Origin of the sequence: Methylobacterium oryzae, from assembly GCF_036441375.1 — a bacterium.
Classification (GTDB): Bacteria; Pseudomonadota; Alphaproteobacteria; order Rhizobiales; family Beijerinckiaceae; genus Methylobacterium; species Methylobacterium oryzae_A.
Genome location: NZ_MLCA01000001.1, coordinates 531,771 through 544,641, shown reverse-complemented (window position 1 = coordinate 544,641; position 12,871 = coordinate 531,771). Strand labels below are relative to the sequence as shown.

At 75.2% G+C, this 12,871-nt stretch carries 8 protein-coding genes; 4 read left to right on the top strand and 4 right to left on the bottom strand.

Annotated features, from left to right (window positions below):
* Positions 1-5: 5 nt before the first annotated feature.
* Both MOTC310_RS02480 and MOTC310_RS02475 read right to left on the bottom strand, forming a co-directional pair.
* Positions 6-1,160: an ABC transporter permease gene (locus MOTC310_RS02480; protein ID WP_419539847.1), complete on the bottom strand. Its 1,155-nt coding sequence runs from the start codon at positions 1,158-1,160 to the stop codon at positions 6-8.
* 48 nt (positions 1,161-1,208) lie between these two features.
* The gene (locus tag MOTC310_RS02475) at positions 1,209-2,384 is read right to left on the bottom strand and encodes an MFS transporter (RefSeq protein WP_331300677.1); all 1,176 of its coding nucleotides are present in this window, start codon (positions 2,382-2,384) and stop codon (positions 1,209-1,211) included.
* Positions 2,385-2,521: 137 nt separating this feature from the next.
* Here MOTC310_RS02475 and MOTC310_RS02470 point away from each other — a divergent pair, with 137 nt between their 5' ends.
* Complete coding sequence (locus MOTC310_RS02470; protein WP_331300676.1) at positions 2,522-3,802, top strand: hypothetical protein; 1,281 nt, start codon at positions 2,522-2,524, stop codon at positions 3,800-3,802.
* Positions 3,803-3,916: 114 nt separating this feature from the next.
* Positions 3,917-4,357: a DUF1489 family protein gene (locus tag MOTC310_RS02465; protein WP_331300675.1), complete on the top strand. Its 441-nt coding sequence runs from the start codon at positions 3,917-3,919 to the stop codon at positions 4,355-4,357.
* Between the two features lie 129 nt (positions 4,358-4,486).
* Here MOTC310_RS02465 and MOTC310_RS02460 read toward each other — a convergent pair whose 3' ends face one another.
* Together MOTC310_RS02460 and MOTC310_RS32970 are read right to left on the bottom strand one after the other, a co-directional pair.
* Positions 4,487-10,015 (bottom strand): apolipoprotein A-IV repeat region-like domain-containing protein, encoded by a 5,529-nt coding sequence (locus tag MOTC310_RS02460; RefSeq protein ID WP_331300674.1) that lies wholly within the window; start codon positions 10,013-10,015, stop codon positions 4,487-4,489.
* Positions 9,979-11,634, bottom strand: coding sequence for a hypothetical protein (locus MOTC310_RS32970; RefSeq protein ID WP_331300673.1), 1,656 nt, complete (start codon positions 11,632-11,634; stop codon positions 9,979-9,981). The genes MOTC310_RS02460 and MOTC310_RS32970 overlap by 37 nt, the downstream gene beginning before the upstream one ends.
* Positions 11,635-11,922: 288 nt before the next feature.
* On the opposite strand from MOTC310_RS32970, the gene MOTC310_RS02450 reads away from it, so the two are divergent.
* Together MOTC310_RS02450 and MOTC310_RS02445 are read left to right on the top strand one after the other, a co-directional pair.
* Positions 11,923-12,243 (top strand): Hpt domain-containing protein, encoded by a 321-nt coding sequence (locus tag MOTC310_RS02450; RefSeq protein WP_331289700.1) that lies wholly within the window; start codon positions 11,923-11,925, stop codon positions 12,241-12,243.
* Between the two features lie 134 nt (positions 12,244-12,377).
* Positions 12,378-12,698, top strand: a complete 321-nt coding sequence (locus MOTC310_RS02445; RefSeq protein ID WP_192708394.1) for a 2Fe-2S iron-sulfur cluster-binding protein — start codon at positions 12,378-12,380, stop codon at positions 12,696-12,698.
* Positions 12,699-12,871 lie beyond the last annotated feature (173 nt).

Sequence of the window (12,871 nt, the reverse complement as noted above, 5' to 3'; positions counted from 1 at the left end):
CGGCCTCAGAAGTCGATCGCGGCGAAGAACACCGCGAACAGGCCGTCGAGGACGATGACCATGAAGATGGACTTCACCACCGACGCGGTGACGTGACGGCCAAGGGACTCGGCCGAACCCTCGACCGCGAAGCCCTCGATCGTGGCGATCACCCCGATGGTCAGCGCCATGAACGGCGCCTTGATCAGGCCGACCATGACGTGGTGGACGCCCACCGCGGCCTGGAGCCGGACCAGGAACTGGTCGAGAGTCAGGCCGCCGTAGAGCATCGCGGTGAGGCCGCCGCCGGCGAGAGCCGCGAGGTCGCCGATCAGCGTCAGCATCGGCAGGCCGATCATCAGCGCGAGCACGCGGGGCACGATCAGGATCTCGACGGGGTCGAGGCCCATCACCCGGAGCGCGTCCACCTCCTCGCGCATGCGCATGGAGCCTATCTCGGCGGTGATCGCCGAGCCCGAGCGGCCGGCGACCATGATCGAGGTGAGCAGCACGCCCATCTCGCGCAGGATCAGGAGGCCGATCAGGTTGACCACGAAGGTCTGGGCGCCGAAGCGCTGGAGCTGGAAGATGCCCTGCTGGGCGACGATGCCGCCCACGAGGAACGAGATCAGCACGATGATCGGCGTGCCGTTGAGCGCCACCTGCTGGATCTGGTTGATCAGGGCGTTGCCGCGGAACGTGCCGGGCCGCAGGGCGACGCGCCCGCAGGCGGCGATCAGCTCGCCCAGGAAGGCGAGGGCGGTGACGAACTCGTGGCCGCCCTGCACGGTGTGGCGCCCGGTGGCGTCGAGCAGGCCGACGACCGGGCCGTACCGCCGCGGCGGCGGCGCGTCCGGCTCGCGCAGACGGACCTCGCCCAGCAGCGTGCGGTGCTCCGGACGCGCGCCGAGATAGGTGAGGGCGCTGCCCGCCTGCTCGATCTCGGCGCGGGTCCGCTCCAGGACCCAGGCGCCCAGGGTGTCCAGGCGCTCGATCCCCGACAGATCGACCGCCACCGGCCCGGCGCGGCCGGCCGCCGCGATGCGCGCGGCCGCGGCCTCGACGGTCGGGGCCTGGTCGGCGGTCCAGCGGCCGTCGAGCGCCAGGCGGCCGTCGGCCGACCGGTCCCGCAGCGCGGCGCCGGCCAAGGCGCCGGGAACAGTGCCCTGGCTCAGCAACACCCTTACTCCTCGATCGAGGCAGCACCCTGCCCGGCGGTTATGACGACATTACGGTTGATGATCCGTCTCCAAGCTCACCCCCAGCGCGCGGCGGGAGGCCAGGGCGAGGCCCAGGCCCGCGGCGGCGAGCGGCGCCATCAGCAGGAAGGCGAGGGGGCCGCCGGCACGGTAGGCCACGCCGCTCCCCAGGGTCGCGACCACCGAGATCCCGGCATTGACCGCGCTGAGGGTGCCCTGCGCCCGGCCCCTTGCTCCGTCGGGGGCGTAGGCCGAGACCGCCGCCATGGCGCCGAGCTGCGTCGCCCCGAAGGTCAGGCCGTGGAGGCCCTGCAGCGGCACCAGCGCGGCGAGGCGGTCGCCGAGGAGGTACATGCCGACCGCCCGCAGGATCGCCGCGACGGCTCCGGCGCCGAGGAGCCGCACCGGGCTGCGCCACGCGGCGGGCAGGGCGGGCAGGCCGGCGAACAGGGCGATCTCGGCCAGCACCCCGGTCGCCCAGAGCGAGCCGACCCAGGCCGCCGGGATCCCCTGGCTGGTCCAGTAGATGCTGCCGAACCCGTAGATCGCCCCGTGGCTCGCCTGGATCGCGGCCGCCGCGCCGATGCACAGCCAGAGCTTCGGCGGCAGCCGCTTCCCGCCGGCACCCTCGCTCGACGGCGGCAGGGCCGCCACCGCGCGGCTGCGCCACGCCACCAGCGCCGCGCCGAGCGCGAGGCCGGTCAGCAGCAGCGGCACGGCGAGCCGGCCGCCGAGTGCCGAGAGCAGCACCCCGCCCGCGAGGTTCGCCAGCAGGAACGCGATGGAGCCCGCCATCCGGATCCGCGAGTAGGTGAGGCGGGAATCCCGGCGCACGGCCGCCAGCGTCAGGTAGTCGATGCAGGGCACGAGCGGCGCGCCGGCGACCGCGTTGAGCACGATCAGCGCGGCGAGGAGCGGCCACGCGATCCCGGCCGCGGCGGGCATCACCGCGTAGGTCAGGCTGAGGGCGAGGCTGCCGAGCAGGATCAGCCGCCGGGGCCCGAGGCCGCGGTCGAGGAGGCTCATCAGCGGCGCCGTCGCGGCGATCCGCGTGGCGATCGGCAGGGCGAGGAGGAGGCCGATCACCCGGGCATCGAGCCCCAGGGCGTCGAGCCACAGCGGCATGAACGGCATCGCGATGCCGATCTCGGTGAAGACCACGGCGTAGAGCAGCGACAGGCGCGCCGGGCCGGACGGGCGGGGCAAGGCGGGTCCTAAGGGGGGCGGTGGGGAGCGGAGGGCGTCCGTAAGCGCCCGTTAAAGGGGGTCTGTCAAATTCCCGAATGATTGGCGCGCACCGGGCGGGCCGCCACCGCGCCCGCGCCCAGCGTCCAGAGAGGCCCATGTTCGGTTCCGTCAACCCGAGCGCGCACGATCCCGCCGAGTACGAGGCGATCGAGGCGACGATCAGCGCCAGCGAGCGCGGCCGCTGGTTCCTCGCCGAGTACGCCCGGCGCAACCGGGGCGCCGAGACCGAGGTGCTGCTCGGGGCGATCGCGCGGCTGGAGCGGAGCGTCACCGCCGACCGCGGGCAGGAGGCCTTCGGGCACCTGCGCGGCAACCTCCTCGACATGGCCGACGCGATCAGCCGGACCAAGGGCGAGATCGCGGCGCTCAACGCCCCGAACGGCGACGAGACCCGGCTGACGCAGGCGTCGCTCGCCCTCGACGCCATCGTGCGCGAGACCGAGCAGGCCACCTCCGACATCCTCAGCGCCGCCGAGTCGATCCAGGAGGCGGCCTGGACCCTGCGCGAGCACGGGGCCGAAGCGCAGGCCTGCGACGCCCTCGACCGCCACGCGACCGCGATCTACACGGCCTGCTCCTTCCAGGACCTGACCGCGCAGCGCACTGCCCGGATCGTCTACACCCTGCGCTACCTCGAGGACCGGGTCTCCGCGATGATCGCCATCTGGGGCGAGGACGCGGTGCGGGTGCCGCCCCACCGGGGCGCGCGGCCGGCCGGCGAGCCGGCCGATCTGAACCAGAGCGACATCGACCGCTACATCGCCATGGACGTGCCGGCCGTCACGGTGGCGGCCCTCGTGGCCCGTCCCGGCAGCCCGGCGCTCCACGAGGACCTGGTGTTCCTGCCGGTCCAGGCGGAGGCCGGGACTGCGGCCGACGCGTTGGCAGCCTCGGAGCCGGTGCCGGAGCCCGAGGCGGACGCCGTCTCCGAGCCGGTCGGGGCGTCCGAGCTGGCGCCCGCACCGGAGCCGGATCTGGCGGCCGCGCCGGTGGACCTGTCTCTGGCCGCGTCGGAAGCCGGCCCGGAAGCCGATCTGGGGGCTGCCTCGAAGATCGATCTGGAGGCCGACTGGGCGGTCGATTTCGAGTCCGCCCCGGAGATGGTGCCGGAGCCGACACCGGAGGCCGCCTCCCCCCCTGTCCCCGACCTGGCCGCCGAGGCCGCGCCGGAGCCCGGCGCCCCGATCGAGGAGTTGTTCGAGGAGGACGTCGCGGAGGATCTCGCGCAGGACGTCGCGCGCGACATGGCCGACCTGACCTGGGGCGAAACCGTCGCGGCGGCCCCCGAGCCGGCGATGCCGCCGGAGGAGCCGGCCCTGAGCTTCGCCGAGATCGAGGCGCTGACGCCCGAGGAGCGCCTCGCGCTGTTCGCCTGAGGGGCTCCGACCGGGCTCCGGCGCCGACCCCGAACCCGGGACGGCTCGACAGGCGCGCCCCGGCCCGGACCCTGCTATCAGGGGCGCCCCCGTCAACCCCGAGCATGCACATCCGTGGCCCTGCACCTGATCAAGCTCTGCGTCGGCCCCGCCACCATCGCCGACCTCGAGGCCCGGCAGGCCCGGTTCCGGGAGGAGGCGCTCCGGGACGGGCGGGAAGCGGACCCGTTCCACGTCACCCGCACCCTGCCCAAGCGCCACCGGGAGATCGCCGGCCAGGGCTCGATCTACTGGGTGATCCGCGGGACGCTGTCCTGCCGGCAGGCGATCACCGCGATCGAGCCGCTCACCGGCGCGGACGGCATCCCGCGCTGCCGGCTGGTCTTCGATCCCCGGCTCGTCCCGGTGGCGCCCCGGCCCTACCGGGCGTTCCAGGGCTGGCGCTACCTCACGGCGCGCGACGCGCCGCCCGATCTCGGGGCCGAGGCCTCGGGGGACCTCGCCGAGATGCCCGAGGCCCTGCGGCGCGAGCTGGTCGGCCTCGGCCTGCTGTGAGGGCGGGGCGGCGCCCGCGCCGCCTGGTCCCGCGCGCACGACCCCGGGCGGCGAGGGAGGGCGCGACGGGTCTCGTCGTCCCCGGTATGTGCCCCGCCGGCGCCGCGAACGGCCCCGGCGGGATCGGTCCTACGCCCCGTCGAAGCGCCCGCTGGCATGGGCCAGCATGGTGTAGACCTTGCCGGTCTCCGAGGTCAGGTAGGCGTCGGTGCGCTTGGCGTCGGCGTCGTTCTTGACGACGTCGCCGAGCAGGCGCTCGAACTCGCTGACGTAGCGGTCGACGCTGCGGCGGAACTCCGCGTCGGTCCTGTACCGGCGCTGGATCTCCGCGAAGGTGGCCCGGCCCTGCGGCGTGTAGATCCGCGGGTCGAACAGGTTCGGCTCGCCCCGGCGGTACCGCTCCCACAGGTCGACCGCGGTCCTGTGCTCGATCATCTTGGCGATGTCGGTCGAGATCGTGTCGAGGGCGATTCGCCCGGTCTCGGCGGCCGCCACCGCGGGGCGGCGGGCCGCCGGCGCGGGCGCCGGGGCGGCGGCCGCCGCGACGGCGCGGCCGCCGCTCTCCGCGACCCGGCGCTGGGGCTGCGCCTGCGGCTGGGCGACGTCGACCGCGCGGCCGGAGCGGGAGACCAGGGACGACAGCTCGTTGAGCGCCTTGATCTGGTCCGCCACCACCCGGCGCATCTCGCCGGTGGCGTCCTGCGTCTCGCGCGGCAGCTCGAGGACGCCCTTGGCGAGCTCGGCGCGGGTCGCGTCGAGTTCGCCGCGGATCGAGCCCGCCATCTCGCGCAGGGCCGAGAAGGAGTCGCCGAAGCTGGCCTGGGCCTCCTGGAAGCCGCTGCGCATCTCGCGGGCCGCCTCCTCGATGACCTGCCGGACGCCCTGAGCGGCCTTCTCGCCCTCGGCGCTGGCGCTGTCCTTCAGGTCGGCGAAGGCGCTCGTCACCGAGGCCCCGGCGCCCTGGGCCGACTGGGCCAGGGACTCGCCGACGCTGCGGGCGCGCTCCTCGGCGGCGCGCAGGGTCTGCTCGATGGTCTGGGCCAGGGCGGTGCCGTTCTGCTCCAGGGCGGCGGCCCGGGCCTCGAACGCGGCCAGCGCCTCGGTCAGCTTGGTCTCGCGGCCCGACAGGGCCGAGTCGAGGCGCTCCTCGATGGCCGCAAGGGAGGCCGCGGCCCGGTCGAGGGCCGCCACGTGCGCGGCGGTCTGCTCGCCGAGGGAGCGGCCGCGGCCGTCGAGGGTCTCGGCGAGGCGCGAGGCCTCGCTGAGCGCCCCGTCGGCGGCGCCGCGCAGGGCCTCGACCTGGGCCGAGACACCGGCGCTGGCGCGGCCGGTCTCGGCGGCGATGCGCTCCAGCGCCGCCTGGACCTGCTCGATCCGGCCGGCGAGACCCTGCTCGATCGCGCCGAGATTGGTGTCGGCGCCGGCCACCAGGTCGGTCAGCGCCGTGTTGGCGGCCTCGATCCGCTGGAGCAGGGCGCCGAGCTCGCGGCCCATCCGGTCGTTGGTCTCGAACAGCTCGGAGAGCGTGCGGCCCGCACCGTCCTCGACGGCGGCGCGCAGCAGCTCGGCCGAGGCCCGCGACTGCACGGCCAGCTCCTCGGTCCGCTCCCGCAGGCTCTCGGCCAGGGGCACGCCGGTCTCCGCGAGCGTCCGCTCGATCGCCTCCGCCCGGTCCGACAGGGCCCGCGACAGGTCCATCATCGGCCCGTCGATGGCGCCGCGCAGGCGCTCGACATGGCCCTCCAGGCTGTCGCCGACGGCGCGGCCGCTGCCCTCGACGCTGGCGAGCAGCGCGCCGCCGCGCTCCTCGATGGCGCGCACCAGGGTCTCGGCGCTCTCGGCGAGGCGGCGGGACAGCGCCTCGCCGCGGGCATCCACCAGGGCGCCGAGCGCCGTGGCGCGGCGCTCGAACCCGGCCCCGAGGGCCTCGGTCCGGGCGTCGATCAGGCCGGCCAGCGCGGCCTCGCGGCGGCTGAGCGTCTCGGCCAGGGCCGCGTTGTGCGCCTCGACCTGCTCGGCATGGGCGCGGGCGCGCTCGTCGAGGGCGGCGACCAGGGACGCCGTGCGCTCGTCCATGAGGCCCGCGAAAGCCTCGTGGCGGTCGTCGAAGGCGGTGGCCAGGGTGTCGGCGCGCTGCGCCACCAGGGTCGCGAACAGCCGCATGCGGCTGTCGATGCGCTGCGTGAAGGCGTCGGCGCGGGCGTCGACGCCGCGGGCCAGGGCCTCGCTCTGCGCCTCGACGGCCTGTGCCAGGGCCGCGGTGCGGCCCTCGACCACGCCGTCCAGCTCCCGCAGCCGGGCGTCGAAAGTTTCCACGAGGGCGCCGGTCCGGCCCTCGACGGCGCCGTCGAGCGCGCGCAGGCGGGCGTCGAAGGTCTCCACGAGGGCGCCGGTCCGGCCCTCGACGGCGCCGTCCAGGGCGCGCAGCCGGGCGTCGAACACCTCCACCAGGGCGCCGGTGCGGCCCTCGGCGGCCGCCACCAGGGCCTGGCCGCGATCCTCCAGGAGGCCCTCGATCGCGGCGCGCGCCTGCTCGAAGGTCGCCCGCAGGGTCTCGACTCGCGCGTCGACCCGCTCGGACACGTCGCGGCCGGTGCCCTCGACCAGGGCGCCGAGGCGGTTCTGCACCCGGTCGAACAGGGTCTGCAGCTCGCCCGTCCGCTCCTTGAGGGTCTCGGCGAGGCGGTTCTCGCGCTCCTCGAGCAGGCCGGCGATGGCCGGGTTCACCCCCTCGATGGTCGCCTGGAGCGCCTGGGTGCGGTGCTCGATGGTCCCGGCGATCTGGCGCCAGCGGGTGTCCACGAGGCGGTCGATCTCGCCCTGCGCCCGCTCGAACAGGCCCTGGAGATCGGACAGCCGGTTGTCCAGCAGGTCCGCCACCTGGGCGGGCGCCGCGTCGAGGGTCGTGCGCAGGCCCTCGGTCCGGGCCGCGATGGCATCGGCCACTTCCTGGCCGCGCCCGTCCACGAGGTCGCGCAGGCCGGCCTGGGCCTCCTCGAACAGGGTCTGCAGGCGCTGCGTGCGGGCATCGAGGGTGGCGGCAAGCTGGCGCTCGCGGGTCTCCACCAGCGCGGAGACGGCGGCCGGCGCCTCCTCCAGCACCGCGCGGAGGGACTGGATGCGGGCATCGACCGCGGCGGCGAAGCGGCCGCCGCCGCCCTCGACCACGCCGTCGAGGGCCGACTGGGCCTCCTCGAACAGGGTGCGCAGGGCCTGGGCCCGGGCGGTGAGGGTTTCGGCGAGGCGGTTGCCGCGGCCGTCGACCAGGCTCTCCAGGTGGCCCAGCCGCTCGTCGAACAGGCTGCCGAGCTGGCGGGTCCGGTCGTCGAGGGCGCCGGTGGCGGAGCCGAACGCGCCCTCCAGGGCGGCGACCATCGCCTGACCGCGGCCGTCCAGCGCCTCGTGGATCGGGCCCATGCGGCCGTCGAGCGTGGCGGCGAGGGTGCCGGCATGATCGTCCAGCATGACGCGGATCTGGTTGGTCCGGTCGTCCAGCAGGGTGTGGACCGAGCGCACGCCCTCGTCGAGGAGGCCGCTGATGTCGGCGGTGCGGCTCGACAGCGTGTGGCCCAGGCGACCCTCGCCGGCATCGAGCATCCGCTCGGCATCCGCGATGGTCTGCTGGAGCTTGGCGAGCACGCTCTCGCCGCGCTGGTCGATGAGCTCGGCCAGCGAGGTGCCGCCGCGGTCGAGCAGGCGGGCGAGCTCGGTGATCCGGCCGCCGATCGCCCCGAACACGGCCCGACCCTTCTCGTCGAGCTCGCCCGACATGGCGGCGATGCGCTCGTCGATCAGGCGGCCGAGGAGGTCGGCGCGCTCGGCGAAGGCCGCGTGCACGGCCTCGGTGCGGGCGGCCAGCGCCGCGTCGGCGCTCTCGGTGCGCTCGTCGACCAGCCGGATCATCGAATCCGCGCGGTTCGCCAGCGCGGCCTCGAGGCCGCGGGTGGCCTCCTCGATGGTCCCCGTGAGGGCGCGGACGCGCTCGGCCATGGCGCCGTCGAGGCCGCCGGTCCGGTCGGCGATCATCGTCACGAGGTCGCGGGTCCGGCCGGCCAGCTCCTCGTCCACCGCGCGGGTGCGCGCCTCGATCAGGCGGATCGCCTCGAAGGCCTGCACGCCGAAGCTCTCGTCCACGAGGCGGGCGCGCTCGTCCAGAGCCTCGGCGATCGCCTGCAGGCGGCCGATGACGCCGGTGTCGAAATGGCCGGCGCTCTCCTCGATCCGCCGGGCGATCTCGCCGGTGTGGCGGGCGATGTCCTGGCCGAGGCCGGTGGTGCGCCCCTCCAGCATCTCCATCAGGTCGCGATGGCCCTCGGCCATGATCCGGCCCATCTCGTCGGTCCGGGCGCGCAGCGTCGCGTCCACCGCCTCGGCGCGGCTGCCGAGATGGCCGTCGATCTGGCCGACGAGCTCCGCCACGGCGGCCGCGACGGCCGCGGCCCGCTCCGCCGAGCGCGTCTCCAGGCCGCCGAGATGGGTCTCGATCAGGCTGCCGGCCTCGCGGGCACGGGTGGCGATCGTCTCGGCGACGGCCTCGCCCTTGCCGGTGAGGAGGCGGTCCATCTCCTCCAGCCGGGCGCCGACGGTCTCGCCCAGCGCGGCGGTGTCGCGGTTGATCCGGTCGGCCAGGATGTCGCCGCGGGCGATGGTCTCCTGCAGGGCGGCGAGGCGGTTGCCCAGCGTCTCGTCGATCGCCCGGACCCGGCCGTCGGCGGTCTCGGCGAAGCTCGCGCCGGTCTGGCTGAGGGTGTCGGCGATGCGGGCGCCCTGGCTCGCCACGGCGAGCACGATGTCGCGGCCGGTGCCGCTGATCCGGGCCTGGGTCTCGTCGGCGTGGCTGGCGAGCAGCTCGGCGACGCCCCGGCCGTGCTCGCCGAAGGCCGCCTCCATCTCGCCGATTCGGGCGGCGAGGTCGGCCGAGATCGCACGGGCGGCCTCGGCGAGGCTGCCGGTGGCGTCGCCTGTCCGGGCGGCGAGCTCGCGGTTGAGGTCGTCGAGGGCGGCGCGAACCGCCGCGACGGCTTCGGTGCCGCGCGCGCCGAGCTCGGTGCCGGTGCGGTCGGCGGCGTCGCGGAACCGGGCCGTGAGGATCGCGGTCTCGGCCTCGACGGCGCCGGTGACCTCGCCGGAGGCGGTACGCAGGGTCTCCAGCGCCTCGGCGAGCCGGGCGGCGGCGTCCCGCGTCTGCGTCTCGGCGGCCTGGCCCGCCTGATCGGCGGCGGCCCGCAGCGCGGCGGCCGCCTCCTCGGTGCGCGCCGACAGGGCGGCGGCGGAATCCGCGACCCGGCGCTCGAACACCCGCACGGCCTCCAGGGTCCGGGCCTCGACCGCGCCGGTGGCGTCCTCGGCCGTGCCGCGCAGGGCGTTGGTGGCCGCCTCGGCGCCGCGCTGCAGCGCCGCGACCGCCTCGGCGGTGCGGCCGTCGATCTCGCCCGACAGGCCCTCGACAGTGCCCCGCAGGGACTGGACCGCCGAGGAGGCCCCCGTCTCGAAGCCCCGGCCCAGGGCCGCGAAGGCGGCCTCCAGGTTCGCCGCGACCGTCTCGGTGCGGTGCGCGATGCTGCCGCCGGCCTGCTCGGCCGCCGCCGCGACCCGGTGCTCCAGGTCCGCGGCGCGGACCGTCACGGTCTCGTCGAGGCGGGCCGCGATGCCGTCCATCCGCTCAGCGAGGGCGCCGCCGCGCTCCGCCAGCGCCTCGGCGATCCGCTCGGCCGTGCCGACCGGGCCGCCAGGGTCTCGCCGGCGCCGCTGGCGGCGAGCGCCAGGGCGGCCTGGGCGTCGCGCCCGCGGCCCTCGATCGTCTCGGCGACCGACAGGCCGGCGCTCTCGATCTCGGCGCGCAGCGCGAGGCCGCGGCCGGCGATGTCCTGGGTGAGGGCCGAACCGGTGTCGGCGAAGCGGGCGGTGATCTCGGCGCCCATCGCGCCGAAGCGCTCGGTCAGCTCCGAACCGCGCGACAGGAAGGCGGATTCCAGCCCCGTCACGGAGCGCTCGAAAGTCTCGCGCACCGTGCCGGCCTGGCGCTCCAGCGCCTCGCTCACGCGACTGCCGGTCTCCTCCAGGGTCCGGGTGAGGGCGCCGGCATTCTCCGACAGGCGCTCGGCCAGGGCGGTGCCGGCGGCCTGGAAGGCGCCGGTCGCCGTGCCGGCGCGGTCCTCGAAGGTGCGGGTCAGGGTCTCGCCGACTTCCTGGAAGCTGCCGCGCACCTCCTGGCTGGTGGCCGCGAGGGTGTCGATCAGGTCGCTGCCGCGGGCGGTCATCAGGTTGACCACCCGGTCGCCGGCCTCGCCCAGGGAGGCGGTGATCGCGGCGCCGCGGGTCTCCAGCGCGCCGGTCACGCGCTCGCCCGCGCCGGTCACCGCGGAGACGATGCGGTCGGAGGCGCCTTCGAGCTCCTGGCTCAGGCTCTGGTGCGAGCCCGTGATCGCGGTCCGCACCCGGTCGGCGTTGGAGACGATGGCTTCCCGCTGCGCCACCAGCTCGTCCACCAGGGAGCGGATGCGGATCTCGTTGTCGGAATAGGCCCGCTCCAGTGTGGCGATCTCGCCGCGCACCAGCGTCTCCAGCTCGCCGGCACGGGCGAGCGCCCGCTCGACGCCGTCGCCCACCGCCGCCACCTCGCGGCGCACGGTCTGCGACATGGTCAGGACCGCGTCGGTGGAGAAGCTCTCGGGCTCGGCCAGGCGCACCGCGACCTCGCCGACCGCGCGGGCGACGAGCCGCATCTCCTGGGCGCGCACCGCCAGCATGGCGGCGATCACGAACAGCACGACCGGGCCGAACAGGGCCGCGGCGCCGACGCTCGCCTGGAGGGCGGAGAGGCTCGACAGGACGGCGCGCAGGTCGCCGTCGGATTTCGACCACGCGATCAGCACCAGGGCGCCGATCCAGACGGCGCCGGCGGCGAGCGCGATCAGGTAGGGCTTGGGCGAGGAGCGCACCCGCAGGGTCTGCTGCAGGATGCCGATGTTGCGCCGGTCGTCGTTGGCCACGAGCGAGCGGTCAGGGGGCAGGAGGCCGCCCTCGCGGCGGGGACGGTCCAGGCCCGGCGGCGGCAGGTCGGAGGCGAGCGGCGGGTCGAGGTCGAGGCGCGGCGGCATGGTCCGGCCGGCGTCGAGGCCGCCGTCGCGCAGCGGGTCGGCGTCACCGACATCGGGCAGGCGCGGCTCGGCGCGGCCGTCGGTGCCGTTCGGCGTCAGGGCGTCGAGGTTCAGCGCCTGCTCGATCGCAGAGAGCGCGGCCTCGGCCGGGTCCTTCAGCTTCTTCTCGGTCGCCATACAACGCCTCGTTCCACGGGTTCACCGGCGCCTGGGGAGGCTTGAGCCGGAGACGCAACGCCCCGTTTACCATTACAAGACTAAACTCGGGCAGCGACTGCCGATACCCGAGCCCTCGACCGGCCCCAGAAAAGGTTAACCGAATGGTTACCGGGCCCGTCGCTCACCGCCTCCACCATCCTGCCGCAGGGGAGGGGTCCGGCGCGATCCCCACCCGGCGAATCAGGGGGTGAATTGTGTGGATCAGATCCGCAATCCCCGACGAATCCGGATGCCGGGAGCCCGATCATGCAGGCCATCGACCCCGCGGAACTCGAGGCCCAGACCGGCGGCGACGCCGATCTGGCCCGTGAGGTTCTGGAGCTGTTCGCCGGCCAGTGCCGGTCGATCCTGCCGCGCCTCGCCGACCCGGCCCTGCCGCGGGACGCGCGCGCCGACCTCGCCCACACCCTGAAGGGCTCGGCCGCCGGTGTCGGGGCCGTGCACGTGCGGGCCCTGGCGGATGCCGCGGAGACGCGCCTGCGCGCCGATACCGGCGCGGTGCCGGTCGACGACCTCGCGGCCGCGGTCGCGCGGGCGCTGGCGGAGATCGCGGAGGCGCGGGCCTGACGGCGTCGCCGCAATGCGGCGATCGATCCGGGACCGGCGTCAACCGCCGCGCTTGCATTCCGCGTTTCCAGCCGCCAAGCAGGCACGCCGCCCGTCGGACAGATTGCGCTCGACGCGAGCCCGGAGCCCCCAGCATGCCCAAGATCACCTACGTCGACCACGCCGGGACGGAGCGGACCGTCGAAGGCAGCGTCGGCGCGACCGTGATGGAGACGGCGCTGCGCAACAACGTCCCGGGCATCGACGCGGAGTGCGGTGGCGCCTGCGCCTGCGCCACCTGCCACGTCTACGTCGCCGATGCCTGGATCGAGACGGTCGGCAAGGCGCAGGACATGGAGCAGGACATGCTGGATTTCGCCAGCGACGTCCGCGAGAATTCCCGCCTGTCCTGCCAGATCAAGATCACGCCGGCTCTGGACGGCCTCGTCGTGACGACCCCGTCCCAGCAGGGCTGAGACGGAAGCCGTTCGGGTCGTTCGATCGATCCCTCTCCCGTCACCGCGAGCGCAGCGAAGCGATCCAGGGCAGCGTGACCTTGTAAGCGTGGCGCGGCTGGATTGCCTCGCTGCGCTCGCAGAGACGTCGGAAACGTGTCACGCCCCTCCCCGAACGAGGCGGCATCACCCGC

Coding starts and splice junctions, on each gene's coding strand:
- MOTC310_RS02450 (WP_331289700.1), top strand. CDS start 11,923: ATGCAGGCCATCGACCCCGCGGAACTCGAGGCCCAGACCGGCGGCGAC.
- MOTC310_RS02470 (WP_331300676.1), top strand. CDS start 2,522: ATGTTCGGTTCCGTCAACCCGAGCGCGCACGATCCCGCCGAGTACGAG.
- MOTC310_RS32970 (WP_331300673.1), bottom strand. CDS start 11,634: ATGGCGACCGAGAAGAAGCTGAAGGACCCGGCCGAGGCCGCGCTCTCT.
- MOTC310_RS02445 (WP_192708394.1), top strand. CDS start 12,378: ATGCCCAAGATCACCTACGTCGACCACGCCGGGACGGAGCGGACCGTC.
- MOTC310_RS02460 (WP_331300674.1), bottom strand. CDS start 10,015: ATGGACGGCATCGCGGCCCGCCTCGACGAGACCGTGACGGTCCGCGCC.